This is a genomic window from Vibrio crassostreae (assembly GCF_024347415.1).
Taxonomy (GTDB): Bacteria; Pseudomonadota; Gammaproteobacteria; order Enterobacterales; family Vibrionaceae; genus Vibrio; species Vibrio crassostreae.
In genome coordinates, this window is the sequence record NZ_AP025476.1 from 783,227 (window position 1) to 799,423 (window position 16,197).

The following is a 16,197-nucleotide window of genomic DNA, read 5'->3' on the forward strand; positions in this document are numbered from 1 at the left end:
TAACAAATCAGCGTAGGACGTAAATTGAATGACGTTTTCCACGCTAGGTCACATTTGTAACAACATATTTATCAGAAGGCAGTAAGGCATGACGACCACAAGCAGTGTTCAGGTAATTGCTCCACAGACACTCAATACCATGACGTTTCCACTTCATGGCGCGCGTTTAATTGAAGCATCGGCGGGCACGGGTAAAACATTTACCATCGCCGGCCTGTACTTACGCCTACTGCTCGGGCACGGCACGGCAGCACCACAAGGTGAGCTTACAGAAGCTACCCGACACCATGAGCCACTGACCGTAGATCAAATCCTGGTAGTGACCTTTACCGAAGCGGCAACCGCAGAGCTGCGGGATCGTATTCGTGCCCGAATCCATGATGCACGCATAGCGTTTGCTCGCGGGCAAAGTGATGACCCAGTGATTGCTCCTTTGTTGCAAGAGATCGAAGACCACGCTGGCGCTGCGAAAACACTGCTTAATGCGGAAAGGCAAATGGATGAAGCGGCTGTCTACACCATTCACGGCTTCTGTCAGCGAATGTTGACTCAAAATGCCTTTGAGTCTGGAAGCCGTTTTGATAATGAATTTGTGACCGATGAAAGTCACCTGAAAGCGCAAGTGGTTGCTGACTATTGGCGTAAGCAGTTTTACCCGCTGCCTATTCAACTGGCTGGTGAGGTTCGTAATATTTGGGGCTCACCGGCTGCGTTATTAGCAGACGTCAATCGTTATCTGACGGGTTCTCCATTGAAGCTAACCGTAGAAGCGATGTCGGGTGACTTACAAACTCTGCACAAGCAGAACCTAGACAAAGTGAAGCAACTCAAAGCGCTGTGGTGTGAGTCTGAAGCGGACTTTTTGGCTTTGATCTCAAGTTCAGATGTGAACAAGCGCAGTTACACCAAGAAGTCTCTGCCAACATGGTTAGAAGCGGTCACAGCATGGGCGCAGAGCGACACCCATGATTACCAGTTCCCAGATAAACTAGAGAAGTTCTCTCAAGCTACTCTACTTGAAAAAACACCGAAAGGCACTGTACCTCAGCACGCAGTTTTCGAAGCGATTGAGGACTTCTTAAATTCTCCTGCAAACCTGAAAGCCCCGTTATTGGCGCATGCGATTACTCACTGTCGAACTATGCTAGCCAAGGCAAAACAGCAGAAGCAGTGGTTATCATTTGATGACTTGCTGACTCAGTTATCTGCGTCGATTGATGTCGATGAGCAATCATTGCTAGTGGAAAGAATTCGCACACTCTACCCGGTTGCGATGATCGATGAATTCCAAGATACCGATCCGCTGCAATACAGTATTTTTAGCCGAATCTATCTCGATAACCCGCAATGTGGCTTGTTTATGATCGGTGACCCGAAGCAGGCTATTTATGGCTTCCGTGGCGCAGATATCTTTACCTATATCAAGGCGAGAAACCAAGTTAGTGCTCACTACACTTTGGGTACTAACTGGCGTTCAAGTGCCGATATGGTCAGTGCAGTAAACCAAGTGTTTATGAATTCGGACAGTCCGTTTATCTACGATCAAGATATTCCATTCCTGCCTGTTGCTGCCAGTCCATCGGCTGATAAGCGCCAATGGGTGATGAAGGGAGAAACTCAGCGCGCACTCACATTTTGGCTGCAAGAGGCTGAAGACAAGCCACTACCAAAAGGCGAATATCACAAGGCGATGGCTGAGGCGACGGCGAGTCAGATTCAAACCATTCTGACCGCTTCTCAAAACCAGCAAGCCTATTTTGATAACGGCAAAAAACAACATGCCGTGAATGCGGGGGATATTGCTGTCTTGGTTAGAACCGGTAGTGAGGGTCGCTTGATTAAGAACGCGTTGTCGGAACAAGGCATTGCGAGCGTGTATTTGTCGAACCGAGACAGTGTGTTTACCAGCCTAGTCGCGCAAGATATTCAACGCTTACTGCAAGCGGTGCTGACGCCAGAAAATGATCGTGCATTACGCGCGAGCTTGGCCTCTGAGTTGTTTGCTTTGGATGCCGCATCATTGGATGAACTCAACAACGATGAAGTGGTGTGGGAGAACGTCGTTAACGAATTTCGAGAATATCGTAAGTTGTGGCTACAGCGCGGCGTGCTACCAATGCTGCGTAGCGTTATCAGCAAGCGACATCTCGCGGAACGCTTACTGGAAGAAGAAAATGGTGAGCGCTCACTTACCGATTTGATGCACATTGGCGAATTGCTACAAAAAGCAAGGCAGGAGCTCGATAGCGATTATGGCTTGCTACGTTGGCTAGCAGAAGCGATTTCCGATGCTCAAAATGGTTTAGGCGGGAGTGAGGATGACATTCAGCGTCTTGAGTCAGAGAGAAACTTGGTTCAAATCGTTACTATTCACAAATCGAAAGGTTTGGAATATGACTTAGTATTCCTCCCATTTGTCGCGAGTTACCGAGAAGCGAGCGAAGGCAAGTTCTACGACCATGACTCAGATACCACGGTACTAGATATTACCGGTAGCGACAGTGCCTTAGCCCAAGCCGATAAAGAGCGATTGGCGGAAGATTTACGTTTGATTTATGTAGCGTTGACTCGTGCGGTTTATGGCTGTTTCATTGGTATGGCGCCACTGCGTAAAGGGCGTTCAACCAAAGAGCCGACCGGCGTGCATTTGAGTGCGATGGGCTATTTGGTTCAAAACGGACAAGAGCAAGGTATTGCCGAATTGCACCAAGCTCTAGCGGCCATTGAAGGAAAAAATTCAAGTGTGCTGTTAGCCGAAACGCCAACCGCTCATGAGCAAGTGTTTGTACAAACAGAGCAAGTGAGTGAAGACTTACATGCTAATGAACTCAAGGCTTCAATTGACCGAGCCTGGCGAATCACCAGTTATTCGGGGCTTGTAAAACAAGGCAGTCACAGCGCGAGCCATGACGCGACCATTGAGGTGTCTGGCTTCGATATTGATTCGGCTGATGAGCAGGGTGAGTCTGAGTTAATTGAACCTGAACGCTCTATCTTTACGTTCCCTCGTGGTGCTCGTCCGGGTACTTTCTTACACACCTTGTTTGAGGACGTTGAATTTACCGAGCCAGCAACCAGTGAACATAACACGCAAGTAATCACTCACTTATTAGAATCAGAGCAATATGAATTAGAGTGGCTACCTGTGCTTCAGCAACTGGTCGATACAGTGCTGAACACCGCATTAGACGGCAAGAACTTAAAACTAAGCGAGAAAGACTCAACACAACGCTTAGTTGAGATGGAGTTCTTACTGCCAATTGAAGTATTGGCCTCATCAGAGTTGAATCAAACCATTCAATATCATGATCCATTGTCAGCCAAAGCGGGCGACCTAGGTTTTCAAACCGTGCAAGGTATGCTGAAAGGCTTCATCGATTTGGTGTTCGAGCATCAAGGTAAATACTATGTTCTTGACTGGAAATCGAATCATTTAGGTGATGATGTTGCCGTCTACCATGGCGAGGCATTGAAATCGGCGATGGCCGACCATCGCTATGATCTGCAATATCAAATTTATGCATTGGCGTTGCACCGTTTCTTACGCAGCCGCGTTGCCAATTACAGCTACGAACAACATTTTGGCGGCGTGTACTACTTGTTCTTACGAGGAATAGACGGCCAATCTCAGCAAGGTATTTTCTCGGCGAAACCAACACTGGCGTTACTTGATGAAATGGATCAATTGATTGACGGTAAAGTGATAGACAGACGTTCAGCACAATTGAATGACGATGAAACTGGTCAGATGGGGCTTTTATAATGACAACAACGACCACTAATACCAGCATAGAAACAGCGAACACAACGAAGCCAGTTTCACTTATTCCTGAGCAACTCATGGATGTACTCAAGTTTCTTGCAGATAAGGGTTCGATTCGTCAGTTGGATTATCAGTTTGCCCGTTTTATTGCTCAGCAAGCCACGAGTTACTCTCAAGAAATCGGCTTTCTCGCGGGGGTAGTGAGTCATGAATTAGGCAAAGGGCACATTTGTACTCAGCTTATACAGCAGCATACGACAGGCCCTGCACAAACGGCAGATCTAGCCCAGTTACTTGGTTTGTACGGTGAAACGGCCCTGCAATTGAATCAAAAGTTGTTAGGTATTGATTGGTTGGCGGTACTTCAATCGTCCAATTTAGTTGGAGCAACCAATGACTGTGTTAAGCCGCTGATGTTTGATGGACAGCGTGTCTACTTACAGCGTTACTGGAACTACGAGGTTGTACTGGCTGACACGTTAAACCGTTTAAGTAAGCCAGTAGAGTTCAATATTGAACAGAAAAAGGCGCTGACGGAAACACTCAATCAGCTCTTTGCACGCAGCTATCACTTCCTGTTTAACGCCTTAGCCAAGGCTGAAGCAAGCCAACAAACGTCTCAGGTGTTACGCCAACAATTGGTGTGTGATCATCTTGATATTGTGAATGAGCAGGCTCTAGATTGGGGAGCAATCGACCAAGCGATTATCCAAGCCAAGCAGGTAACAGACTTAGATGTGCTAGACAGCTTGGTACCGTTATCGGCATGTTTGAACTGGCAAAAAGTGGCGGCAGCGGTGGCGCTGAGTCGTCGCTTTGCGGTGATTTCCGGTGGGCCGGGTACCGGTAAAACGACCACGGTAACCAAATTACTGTCGGCGATGGTCGAGCAATCATTAAGCCAAGGTAAAACACCAACGATTAAGCTAGTGGCACCAACGGGTAAAGCGGCGGCGCGTTTAACTGAGTCGATTGGTAAAGCGATTGAACAGTTGCCATTAGCGCCTGAAGTGAAAGTCAACATACCAACTGAATCGAGTACCTTACACAGATTACTCGGCGCGATTCCTAACCGTGCTGAATTTAGACATAACCGACGCAATCCACTCCACCTTGATATCTTGGTGGTGGATGAGGCCTCTATGGTTGATTTATCGATGATGTATAAGCTGGTGGATGCACTTCCTGAACACGCAAGGCTTATCTTGTTGGGTGATAAAGACCAACTCGCTTCTGTTGAGGCGGGCGCGGTGTTAGGTGATATCTGCTCATTTAATTCAACAGGCTATAGCACGGTGCAAGGCAACTTGATTGCGGAGATGACAGGCTTTGATGCGATAGCCAATACACAACAAGCAAAAGCGGGAGCCGTTAATCCTCCGGAGATTGCAGATAGCTTGTGTATGCTGCAGAAGAGTTATCGTTTCGATGCACGTTCAGGTATCGGGCAGTTAGCAAAAGCAATCAATAACGGCTCTGCGAATCAAGTAGACCAAGTGTTTGCCAAAGGGTTTGGCGATATTGAAAATCATCCTCTATCGAGTGACAGCTACAACTTGATGCTACGTACTTTGGTTCATGAGTATGGTGCGTACCTCAATAGAATGAACGTGCCGTTGGAAGAGTTAGAAACTCAAGAAGCGAGAGCCAAATCGGTACTCGATTTGTTTAGCCAATGCCGACTGTTGTGCTCTATTCGTGAAGGTGATTTTGGTGTTAAAGGTCTCAACCATCGTATTGAAAGAGCGCTTGCCGCAAGACGTTTAGTGAATCCACACAACGATGAATTGTGGTATCACGGGCGACCTGTGATGGTAACGCGTAACGATCATGGCTTGGGTTTATACAATGGTGATATTGGTATCTGCATGCTTGAATCGGATTCAAACCAACCTGAATCAACTCCTCGTTTGAAGGTCTATTTTGAACTGCCTGATGGCAGCGTGAAAGCTGTACTACCAAGCCGAGTGCCTGAGCATGAAACGGCTTATGCGATGACAATTCATAAATCTCAAGGTAGTGAATTTGATTTGACCTTAATGATTCTGCCACCAGATTTCAGTCCAATTTTGACGCGAGAGCTTATCTACACAGGTATTACACGTGCTAAAAAACAACTGATGATGTTCAGTGATACTAATGTATTGAAGCGTGGGATTAAGGTGAAAACAGAGCGAGTGAGTGGTTTAGGCAGTCGCTTAACTAGCTAAAGGTGATTGAGGTACATGTACAAAGCAACCATCCCTGGTTGCTTTGAGCGTGCTAGGAATCAGTCCCTAAAAACGCTCGAGTAAACGATATGTGGTTTATCTTGTATTTTGCTTGGCAATTCAAAATAAACTCTTTTAGATTCTCGCTCACAGGGAACACGCAGTGTACGTCTAGCCCTTCTAAGAATTGGTTATCAGCCATATCCCAAAAACTTTGCAGCGAGTTACAAACAATGGTTCTCATATCAATGTTGCTCTTTTTGCTGTTTATATTAACGAGCAGAGCTAATGTTAGCGTGCTGACCGTCAACGGGTATAGCAATCCGTGCAGTGACCACCTCAATGCATTTGATATGACAACCGAGATGGTAATTCCAATAAAAACATTTGTTATTTTGTTAAAGCGACTAAATTCTATACAATTTTGCGTGTGAGTTAAAGTGCATAGTTAATAAATCTCATATAGAAAACGATTACGTTTGCAATTATTTTTATTTTGAAGTGAGATTCCGCTCCAAAAACTTTATTTATACGTTGAGCGCCAGGATCTTTGAGTTTCTCTGATAGTTGTATAGCCCTTGTTTTTCCATCGGTAACTCATCAACTGCTATCTCGTAAAAACCTTGTTCACGGAACCAATGAAGGCTGTGTGTCGTTAGAACAAATATTTGGTCGATATCGCGAGATTTTGATTGGTGGCGCATGTAATCCAGCAGTAATTGCCCACGATTTCCATCACGATAATCAGGGTGGATTGCAACACACGCCATCTCTGCCATGTGATCTTCCGGGTAGGCGTATAGCGCCGCGCAACCAATGATCAGTCCGTCTTTTTCGATAATGGTAAAGCGGTGGATCTCCTGCTCTAATTGCTCTCTTGAACGACGAACCAAGATGCCTTGTTCTTCTAAAGGACGAATGAGATCAAATATGCCACCAATATCGTCAATCTGAGCTTGTCTTACTTGCTCTGCACTCGCCATGACCACTTGGGTGCCAATACCATCAAAAGAGAACAGCTCTTGGATTAATGCGCCGTCGACTTTGTAGCTGATTAGATGGCAACGAGGTACGCCTGCACGACACGCTGAGATCGCACCTTTCAAGAAGCGCAGCGTTCCTGTGCTCATGTCTTCGGCAGGTTTTTGAGATTCTGTTAAGCGTTCTAGAATTTGTTTGGCGTCTTTAGGGAAGAGTTCGGCGAGTACATTGCCGCTTTCATCTGTTACCCCTTGTTCGGAGCAGAATCCAATCAGCTTGTCGGCTTTTAAACGAATGGCTACTTGAGTCGCGACTTCTTCAGAAAGCAGATTAAAGCTTTCGCCAGTCACGGAGCTAGCTATAGGCCCAAGAAGGACGATGGAACCTTGGTCAAGTGTGCGATTAATCCCTTCTATATCGATTCGACGAATACGCCCACTGTGGCAATAATCTGTACCATCATCGACACCTAGCGGTTGCGCGGTAATGAAGTTACCACTCATCACATTGAGTTGAGTGCCTGCCATAGGGGTGTTGTTCAAGCTCATTGAAAGGCGAGCAGTTATGGCTAGTTGTAGCTGGCCAGCTGCCTGCATAGCAACACCCAGAGAGTATTCATCGGTGACTCTAATATTCTTGTGATAAGGCGTATGGCAATCTTGTTTTTCTAGCAGTTGGTTGATCTGTGGCCTTGCCCCGTGAACGAGAACAATCTTCACGCCAAGGCTATGGAGTAGGGCAATGTCGCTAATAATGTTACCAAAGTTTCTATCGGCAACAGCTTCGCCTCCCAGCATAATGACCATGGTTTTGCCACGGTGAGCATTCACGTAAGGGGTTGATTGTCTGAAACCTTTTACTAGCGCTGTACTTCTTAATTTCACAGAACAAGTCCATTTGTGTTTATTTATTCGTTAATTTAGCATTTAAATTCAAATGTAAACAACACCTTTTTGGAATAAAGCGCAAACTATTCTTATCTAGACTTCAATATATAAACTGTCTCAGTGTAGAATGCGCATAGCATCCTTATGAGTCGTAAACGAATGCAGCAAGTTCCAGCTACAAAGAACAAAATCGATGAGATAACCAAAGGCCTCTACAGTGAAGCAGATCAGCGCAATCAATCTAAGTTGAAGCGTAAGATCATTGAGCGCTGCTTAATGGTTTTAGCCTTGGTGGGTTCATTTGCTGTGGTTTCTTTATTCGGTGATGTGCTTTCCCGAGTGCAAGATGCGGCGACGCCTGATCATCTAATATATGGTACTTGGATAGAGCAGGATGTTGCACATTATGCGACAGATGAGTTTGTACTGAATGCTAATGGTGTGTCAGTTCGTGGGTCTGTTATCTCGACGAACTTTGACTTTGATGGCCACTACTTCGAATATAAGGCCGGTGAAAAGACCTATCGCTACCGCATGACTAATTCTGACAATACAGAAATGGTGCTCGATTCTGACAGCCACTATAACCCTATCTTCCGCCTTAAAGGTCACATCGATAACTCCGTCCGGTAGGTTATCTTATTGTAAACTCTTACAATCTAAGATTGTGTTATCTGACTGTTTTTGTCATCCTCGATGCATAGAATTTTTAGGATGACTCTTGTGATTAAAAAATGGCTTCCCCTTGTCGCTGCCTCTTTGTTATTTGGCTGTGCTCAACCCACTGATCTCGCTCAACAACACCTTGATGATGAATTTCCCCGCACCTTAAATAAGGTCGATCAGGTTGAATCCAATAAACCAAGAGACTATACCGCATTTTCAGAGCAAGCTGAGATGGTGGTTTCTAAATCCCCTTCGATGGCTAAAATCTATGAGCCGCTTTATCAGCAACTCAATGAGTGGGCAATGCTGAGTGGTGACCCGAGTGAGTTAGCAAACTTTGGCGTTCAAACTGCGCAGCTTGGTGGTGGTGATAAACAAGGCAATGTTTTGTTCACGGGTTACTTTTCTCCTGTAATGGAGTTGCGCCACGAAGCGAATGAAGAATATCGTTACCCAGTTTATGGGCTTCCTGAATGTGGTAAAGAGTGTCCAACACGCGAAGAGATTTACAACGGCGCATTAGAAGGTCAAGGCCTTGAGTTAGGTTACTCAGCAAACCGCATCGACCCATTTATGATGGAAGTGCAGGGCAGTGGGTTCGTGCACTTCGGTGATGATGATACGCTGCAGTATTTCGCATACGCAGGTAAGAACAATAAAGCTTATGTGAGCATTGGCCGTGTTTTGATTGAGCGAGGCTTAGTTCCACGCGAAAAAATGTCACTAAAAGCAATCAAAGAGTGGGTATTGGCAAACGACCCTGAAGTGGTCAAAGAGTTGCTTGAGCAAAATCCATCTTTCGTGTTTTTTGAAGCGAGAGACGACTTGTCAGTAATGGGTAGTGCTGGGATTCCTCTATTACCAATGGCTGCAGTAGCTGGCGATCGCTCTATCTTGCCTATGGGAACTCCAATTCTGGCTGAGGTTCCTTTATTGAATGCGGATGGTACTTGGAGCGGTGCACACCAATTAAGACTGTTACTGGTTTTGGATACGGGCGGCGCGGTTAAGCAAAACCATTTGGACCTTTACCACGGCATGGGCCCTCGAGCGGGTACTGAAGCGGGTCATTACAAGCATTTTGGTCGTGTGTGGAAGCTCGGCTTAGATGGTAGCGCAACTGAAGCGCCTTGGGCTTTGCCTCCTGAAAAGGTAGAGTAAGCGACAATAAAATGGGGCATTGAAAGCGAATCGCTAATCCCCTAGACTTTTTATTCAAGAGTGCGTATAAAACGCACTCTTTTCTTTTTCTCAGAAATAAATTGGCGGCAACAATGCGTGAATTGACCACTCCAGCTTCAGAAAACTATGACCAACGATTTGGTGGCACTCGTCGCCTGTATGGCAATAGTGAAGTCGACATACTTAGAGGAGCACATGTGTGTGTGATCGGTATTGGTGGTGTAGGTTCATGGGCGGTTGAAGCGCTTGCTCGTACTGGTTTAGGTGAGCTGACGTTGATCGATATGGATGACGTGTGTGTAACTAACATTAACCGCCAGATTCATGCTATGTCGGGTACCGTTGGTAAGAGCAAAATCGAAGTGATGGCAGAGCGCGTCAAGCTGATTAATCCTGAGTGTAAGGTTAACCTGATTGATGACTTTATCGGCCCAGACAATCAGGCTGAATACCTATCGAAAGAATTCGACTTTGTGTTAGATGCGATTGATAGCATGAAAGCGAAGGCTTCACTGCTGGCGTACTGTCGTAGCAACAAAATCAAGGTGATCACTACCGGTGGCGCTGGTGGTCAAATCGATCCGACTCAAATCAAAGTGGCCGATTTGACCAAGACGATTCAAGATCCGCTAGCGAAGAAGCTAAAAGATACCCTTCGTCGTCATCATAATTTCCCTAAGAATCCAGCGCGTAAGTTTGGTATCGATTGTGTGTTCTCAACTGAACAGCTGAAATACCCTCAAGCTGACGGCAGTGTATGCGCTGCGAAAGCGACCGCAGAAGGTCCAAAGCGCATGGATTGTGCGACGGGTTTTGGTGCGGCAACGGTGGTAACTGCTACGTTTGGTTTTGTGGCTGTTTCACGTATTGTAGAAAAGCTGATTCAAAAGCACGCTAAGTAACGTCTTCTACTCAATTAACAATCGACTGGATATGAAAATGACCACCTTCCCAAGCTCTCCTTTCGGCACTGAAATTACCAGTGATGATATTGTCGCGAAAATGCAGACATTCAGCGGCTGGGAAGACCGTTATCGCCAAGTGATTCAATGGGGAAAAAAACTACCTAACATGCCTGATGAACTGAAAAGTGAGCAGGTTGTAGTGTCTGGTTGTGAAAGCCGAGTGTGGTTAGTTTCTCAGAATATCGATGGTGTTTGGCACTTTTGTGCTGATTCTGATGCTCGTATCGTTCGCGGGCTAATCGCATTAGTGATGGCTGCGTATGATGGAAAAACATCAGAGCAGGTACAAGCATTCGATATTGATGGCTACTTCGAAAAAATCGGTCTAATCACCCATCTAAGCCCATCTCGCGGTAATGGATTAAAAGCGATTGTTGCTCAAATCCAAGAGCTCAGTGCTTAACATCTCTTAGATACACAGAAACAAAAAGGGTTGACGCTAAACGCCAACCCTAAATAATTTCGCTCGTGACTCGGCTAAAGCATATCAACGGCTTTTTCTATCGCCGCTACGAGCCTTTCAACATCATCCATGTTGTTGTAAATGCCAAATGAAATACGAACCGTTCCTTTCACATTAAGAGCATCCATCAATGGGTGAGCACAATGATGCCCTGCACGTACTGCGATACCTTGCTGATCCAGTAGAGTCGCTATATCTTGATGGTGAACGCCATCCATTACAAACGTAATCACACTGGCGTTGGGTTGATAGCCCAAAATCTGAATGTCATCCAGTTTACTGAGCGCAAGGTAAGTCTCGTGCTGTAGCTGGTGGATATGATTTTCGACATCTTGCTGTGTAAAACCACTTAACCATTCTATTGCAGTACTTAATGCTATCGCTCCGGCAACATTTGGCGTGCCTGCTTCAAACTTGCCCGGTAATTCTGAAAAAGTGGTACCAGAAAATGATACTCGCTCAACCATTTTACCTCCACCGTGCCATGGTGGCATCGCTTCGAGCAATTCAAGCTTGCCGTAAAGTACACCAATGCCGGCGGGAGCATAGAGCTTGTGCCCAGAGAATACGTAGAAATCAGCGCCTAAAGCTGCAACATCAATTGATTCATGAACGATACCTTGTGCGCCATCAACCACCACAACCGCATTCATCTTGTGAGCTTTTTCGATGACTTGTTCAATTGGCTGACGAGAACCTGTGACATTGGTGATCTGAGCTAAGGCAACAATCTTGGTCTTATCATTAAGAAGATGATCAAAAGCTTGTAGATCAAATTCGCAATCAGATGTCATTGGTACTTTAACTACTTTAGCGCCGTTTTGTTCTGCCACAATTTGCCAAGGCACTATGTTGGCGTGATGTTCCATCTCACTCACTAAGATCTCATCACCAGGTTGAAGCGTGCTTCTAGCGTAGGTTTGAGCGATAAGGTTGAGTGCTTCGGTGGCACCGCGAGTCCAGATAATCTCTTTCGATGAGGTTGCGCCAATAAACTGAGCGACCTTGTCTCTAGCGCCTTCAAATTGGCTGGTAGCGTGCGCGGTTAAACTATGACTGCCACGATGAACATTGGCATTCTGCTTGGAGTAATATTGGCTAATGGCATCAATAACTACCTGAGGTTTTTGTGTCGTTGCCGCGCTGTCTAAGTAAATCAATGGTTGTTGATTGATGGTTTGGGATAGCGCAGGAAACTGCTCTCGGATGTGATTGATATCAAACATCTATTCTTACCTAAATCTTGGGAATTGGTGCCAGCGTAATGCTAAGCGGTATCATTATTTTATCGCGACTTGTTAACCGTTGCTGACTAATCTTGATGATTCCAGCTATTTTCTTGCTCTTTGACCTGATCGAACAGCTTTTGGTTAACGGGAACTTCTATCTGATGCTTATTTGCTGTTTTTATCAGGTGTCCAGTGATGAAGTCGATCTCTGTCTTGCGTTGGTAAAACATATCCTGCTTCATGGATGAGTTGTTCTGGGCTGTGGCTTGGATTACCTGTTTGACGCTCGCTTCTAACTCTTCGATCGAACAATCAATACCTTCTGCCTGAATAACTTTTGTGAGCTCTTCAACGATAGAGCTTAAAGTATCTCCAAACTTTTGCTCTGCAAGTTCGCCATTTTTGACTTGCTCTAACCCAGTCAGTGGGTTGATAGCACAGTTGATGGCGAGTTTAGTCCAGAGTGCGGTTTTTATTTCTGGATTCCAACTCACAGTAGGTAAGGCATGCTCCAACACATCAACTAAAAAAGTGCACTGTTGACCCTTGAGGTTAAAAGCACCCAATTGAGTTTGGCCGGTTCCTGTATGGGATACATTGTTACGATCGGGTTTAAAGGCTGCTTGGGTGGTGGTCGCTAATACTACCGGATGAATATCAATTTGAGTGGCTATCTCGTCTACTGCTCCCATTCCGTTGTGCATGAACACAAGAATGGTGTCAGGGTCGAGATATTGAAGTAACGGAGTGGTGGCTTCTTCTACTTGCCAAGCTTTGACTGTGAAGATCACTAAGTCACTCGCTGATAGCTTTTCGATATTGTTGTTACTGAAGGAAAGTGAAGCTTGTCCATCAAGTGATAAGTCAATTGAGTTATCAGTGGAGCGACTCCACAAAGAGACATTATGACCAGCTTGAAGTAGTTTTATCGCCCATAAAGAGCCAATTGCTCCAGGTCCAACAATAGTGATGTTCACAGCAATACCGAGATAAGAAAGTGATGCTGCAAGGATAGCGAGGCATTAAATGAAAGCAATAAAAAATGGCACCCGAGGGTGCCATTTTGGAAACTTTCTTAGAAGTTCGATTAGAACTTGTAAGTTACTGCTACGTAGTGACCTACGCCAGAAGATTCAGCTTGTGTAGATGCATCCCATGGAAGGTTTGCGCCATCTTTAAAGCCGTATACATCGCTGTATAGTTTCAAGCCGTAACCAACTGCAAAGCGATCTGAGTGCCAGTAAAGACCATTAAACATCGCGCCGCCGTTGCTTACTTGAGAGTACTCATCTTGCATACCGAATTGGTAATCGATGTAACCTTGGTAAGAGATGAATGAACCGTTTTCGAAGAAGTAGAATGGCTTGAACCAGTTAGTCGAGATTTGGAAACCGTTCCAGTCTTTGTTGTTTGAGTCGTATGTACCGTAAAGGTTTAGGCCCATTTTGCCAAACCATGGAACCATTACATCAGAACCAAGACCAACTTTTTGAGTGTTAACGCCAGAGTTACCACCCCATTCCATAAGCGTAGATACGTAAAGCTCTTGAACTGGACCGAAAGAAAGATCTTTACCTGTTAGCCCGTCAAGAGACATACGAGGAGCAAACTTCATGAAGATTTTTTCTTGGCCATTTTTATCACTACCTGGATCAGAAGTTAGGTTGAATACGTCAACGTAACCGTAAAGATCAAAGATTCCAGAGCGACCACCAAATTCCATCTCTAGGTAATCATGAGTAGACTCAGTAACGCCTTTCTCATTGAATGCACCCATAAGGTTGAACTGCATCCATTTGTAATCGTTCTTATGGATGTCGCCGTCAGAATAATCAGCCGCCATTACTGGAGCAGATGCTGCTGCAAGTAGGCCAAGAGTTAAAAGTGATTTACGCATAATGGAACTCTCTATGTTAAAAATGAATAACCCGCTAATCCGTGCGTGTTTATGATGTCCGAATGCCGAGCATAATAGCGATTTTGTTCTCAAATAAAAGTGAGACAGAGTGAAAACTACAATTATTAAAGTGAGACTGATCACACTAATGATCTAAATGATGGAACTTTAAGGTGGCAATGCATCCTGATGCACCCTTAATTCTATTGATTTTGTGAAATTCGATTATTTTGTGGATAAATAGGTTAAATGCTGCGCTAAGCAAACGATTCTACTAATTAGAGTGACATTCATATCAAAATCAACAGTATTCTTTTCTATGTAATTTATCCCCAGAAAACGACTAAATCTCTCCTCAGTTAGATCCACTCTTTGATCTATTTTTAACCAGCTCCGTAGTGGTGGGGGAATCAATTGATGAACAATTCATGTGATGAGTAATTTGGAATGTCAGCCTTATTACTTTTCCCATCACAGATATTATTGAGACAGTTCACTGCACTAAATACTGAGAGAGAGTATTTGAAGATTTTTTACTGAGCTTATCTTTTGTGTGACGAACTGGTCTAACTTTTTGGAGAGAAGACCGATGAAATATTCACCATTACTAGCGGTAGCAATATCAGCGCTGTTCATTGTTGGGTGTGACGATGACGATGAACCTACTACACAACTTCAAGCCGTTCACGCATCACCTGATGCACCTTTGGCTAATGTTATCGTCAACAGTCAAGCTCGTTGGACTGGCGTCGATTATGCTCAAGCGTCTGGGTACGCGTCAGTGTCAGAAGGGCAGACTTCAGTGCAAGTTGACGTTCAGCTTCCTGGGGAGGCCGTCGCAACCGTCATACCTCAAAGCCAATTTAACCTGAGCAAAGACCTAGATTACACCGTGATGGTGGTCGGCGATGCTGATGGTTCTAATAACCCGGTTGAGGCTTTAGTTGTTACTCGTCCTGCTGCGGGCACGGCAACAAGTTCAAGTTTAGATGTGCAAGTAGTCCATGCGGCGACAGGTGTCGGCGATGTAAACTTGTATGTCACAGGTCCTAGCGATCCATTGGGTGCACCGTTGGGGACGTTGGCTTATAAAGATTTTACCGATGTGCTCAATATTCCTGCTGGTCAATATCGCGTGAGACTTGAAACAGTAACTGGTAGTGCTATCGCGTTTGATTCAGGAGAGATCACTTTGTCTGGCGGTAGCGAGCTAACGATTGCAGCTGTGCCAAGAGCTGACTCAAACAGTGCATCTCCAGTTAAGTTGATGGTGATGGATGGTAGCGGTTCCTCTTTAATATACGACATGTCAGAAACTGCCGAAGTGAGAGTCGGGCATTTGGTCGATGGCGCACCAACAGTAGACGTGTTCGTAAACTCAGCAGCATCAGCTGATTTTGCTGACCTTGTGTTTAAAGACATAACCATGTTTAAAGATTTAGCCGTAGGTACTTATGATTTAGATATCTTTGCTGATGGCACTACAACCAATGCACTGATTGATGCAGATGGTGTCGCGGTATTTGCTGGTATGGATTACAGCATCTATGCAGTAGGGACAGTAAGTCCGCTTAACTTGGAACCTTTGGTTGTTCCTGAAAACCGTCGCCCGGTTGCGACCAGTGCAGTGTTAAACATTACGCACGCGGCGGCTAATCCAATTGCGGCTTCGGTTGATATCTACTTAACAGAAAACGTGGGCATTGCTGGCAGTACCCCAGCATTGAGTGATGTGAAATTCAAAGATTACGCGAACGGTATTTATGTTGCAGCCGGGTCTTACTTTGTGACCATTACTGTAGCGGGCCAACCGTCAGTTGTGGCGATTGATTCAGCTCCTGCTACGCTAGCTAGTGGTGTGGTGTATCAAGTCGTGGCAATTGATGACGGAGCGGGTTTTAATCTTATAGTGAGTGATACAACAGATTAGCGCTTACCAAATCATTAGCGACAG

The 16,197-nt window shown here is 45.2% G+C and carries 12 protein-coding genes; 7 read left to right on the forward strand and 5 right to left on the reverse strand.

Annotated elements, in window-relative coordinates; translation table 11 throughout:
- The first annotated feature begins 88 nt into the window (after nucleotides 1-88).
- Nucleotides 89-3,763, forward strand: a complete 3,675-nt coding sequence (gene recB, locus OC193_RS03620) for an exodeoxyribonuclease V subunit beta (RefSeq protein ID WP_048663696.1) — start codon at nucleotides 89-91, stop codon at nucleotides 3,761-3,763.
- Nucleotides 3,763-5,973, forward strand: a complete 2,211-nt coding sequence (gene recD, locus OC193_RS03625; RefSeq protein ID WP_048663695.1) for an exodeoxyribonuclease V subunit alpha — start codon at nucleotides 3,763-3,765, stop codon at nucleotides 5,971-5,973. Before recB ends, recD begins: the two co-directional genes overlap by 1 nt.
- 52 nt (nucleotides 5,974-6,025) lie before the next feature.
- On the opposite strand, the gene OC193_RS03630 is transcribed toward recD, so the two are convergent.
- Together OC193_RS03630 and argA are read right to left on the reverse strand one after the other, a co-directional pair.
- On the reverse strand, nucleotides 6,026-6,217 hold the full coding sequence (locus OC193_RS03630) for a hypothetical protein (RefSeq protein ID WP_008223046.1): 192 nt from the start codon (nucleotides 6,215-6,217) through the stop codon (nucleotides 6,026-6,028).
- 283 nt (nucleotides 6,218-6,500) lie between these two features.
- Nucleotides 6,501-7,838, reverse strand: coding sequence for an amino-acid N-acetyltransferase (gene argA / locus OC193_RS03635; protein WP_048663694.1), 1,338 nt, complete (start codon nucleotides 7,836-7,838; stop codon nucleotides 6,501-6,503).
- Between the two features lie 162 nt (nucleotides 7,839-8,000).
- On the opposite strand from argA, the gene OC193_RS03640 reads away from it, so the two are divergent.
- From OC193_RS03640 to csdE, 4 genes are all read left to right on the forward strand, one after another.
- Entirely contained in the window at nucleotides 8,001-8,474 is a 474-nt protein-coding gene (locus OC193_RS03640; protein ID WP_048657893.1) for a DUF2850 domain-containing protein, read from the forward strand.
- An 81-nt stretch (nucleotides 8,475-8,555) separates the two neighbouring features.
- A complete protein-coding gene (gene mltA, locus OC193_RS03645; protein ID WP_048663693.1) occupies nucleotides 8,556-9,668 on the forward strand; it encodes a murein transglycosylase A in 1,113 nt (370 codons plus the stop codon).
- Between the two features lie 113 nt (nucleotides 9,669-9,781).
- Nucleotides 9,782-10,591: a tRNA cyclic N6-threonylcarbamoyladenosine(37) synthase TcdA gene (gene tcdA, locus OC193_RS03650; protein WP_048657895.1), complete on the forward strand. Its 810-nt coding sequence runs from the start codon at nucleotides 9,782-9,784 to the stop codon at nucleotides 10,589-10,591.
- Between the two features lie 37 nt (nucleotides 10,592-10,628).
- Nucleotides 10,629-11,057, forward strand: a complete 429-nt coding sequence (gene csdE / locus OC193_RS03655) for a cysteine desulfurase sulfur acceptor subunit CsdE (RefSeq protein WP_048657896.1) — start codon at nucleotides 10,629-10,631, stop codon at nucleotides 11,055-11,057.
- A 74-nt stretch (nucleotides 11,058-11,131) separates the two neighbouring features.
- On the opposite strand, the gene csdA is transcribed toward csdE, so the two are convergent.
- The 3 genes from csdA to OC193_RS03670 all read right to left on the reverse strand — a co-directional run bounded on the left by csdA (nucleotide 11,132) and on the right by OC193_RS03670 (nucleotide 14,243).
- A complete protein-coding gene (csdA, locus tag OC193_RS03660; protein ID WP_048663692.1) occupies nucleotides 11,132-12,343 on the reverse strand; it encodes a cysteine desulfurase CsdA in 1,212 nt (403 codons plus the stop codon).
- Nucleotides 12,344-12,429: 86 nt separating this feature from the next.
- Nucleotides 12,430-13,323: a 2-dehydropantoate 2-reductase gene (gene panE / locus OC193_RS03665; RefSeq protein ID WP_048663691.1), complete on the reverse strand. Its 894-nt coding sequence runs from the start codon at nucleotides 13,321-13,323 to the stop codon at nucleotides 12,430-12,432.
- Between the two features lie 110 nt (nucleotides 13,324-13,433).
- Nucleotides 13,434-14,243 carry a nucleoside-specific channel-forming Tsx family protein gene (locus OC193_RS03670; RefSeq protein ID WP_048657899.1) on the reverse strand — a complete coding sequence of 270 codons (810 nt, stop codon included), beginning with the start codon at nucleotides 14,241-14,243 and terminating at the stop codon, nucleotides 13,434-13,436.
- A 589-nt stretch (nucleotides 14,244-14,832) separates the two neighbouring features.
- Here OC193_RS03670 and OC193_RS03675 point away from each other — a divergent pair.
- Nucleotides 14,833-16,173, forward strand: a complete 1,341-nt coding sequence (locus OC193_RS03675; protein ID WP_048663690.1) for a DUF4397 domain-containing protein — start codon at nucleotides 14,833-14,835, stop codon at nucleotides 16,171-16,173.
- The last annotated feature ends 24 nt before the right edge of the window (nucleotides 16,174-16,197 follow it).

Coding starts and splice junctions, on each gene's coding strand:
- recB (WP_048663696.1), top strand. CDS start 89: ATGACGACCACAAGCAGTGTTCAGGTAATTGCTCCACAGACACTCAAT.
- recD (WP_048663695.1), top strand. CDS start 3,763: ATGACAACAACGACCACTAATACCAGCATAGAAACAGCGAACACAACG.
- OC193_RS03630 (WP_008223046.1), bottom strand. CDS start 6,217: ATGAGAACCATTGTTTGTAACTCGCTGCAAAGTTTTTGGGATATGGCT.
- OC193_RS03640 (WP_048657893.1), top strand. CDS start 8,001: ATGCAGCAAGTTCCAGCTACAAAGAACAAAATCGATGAGATAACCAAA.
- mltA (WP_048663693.1), top strand. CDS start 8,556: ATGACTCTTGTGATTAAAAAATGGCTTCCCCTTGTCGCTGCCTCTTTG.
- tcdA (WP_048657895.1), top strand. CDS start 9,782: ATGCGTGAATTGACCACTCCAGCTTCAGAAAACTATGACCAACGATTT.
- csdE (WP_048657896.1), top strand. CDS start 10,629: ATGACCACCTTCCCAAGCTCTCCTTTCGGCACTGAAATTACCAGTGAT.
- csdA (WP_048663692.1), bottom strand. CDS start 12,343: ATGTTTGATATCAATCACATCCGAGAGCAGTTTCCTGCGCTATCCCAA.
- OC193_RS03670 (WP_048657899.1), bottom strand. CDS start 14,243: ATGCGTAAATCACTTTTAACTCTTGGCCTACTTGCAGCAGCATCTGCT.
- OC193_RS03675 (WP_048663690.1), top strand. CDS start 14,833: ATGAAATATTCACCATTACTAGCGGTAGCAATATCAGCGCTGTTCATT.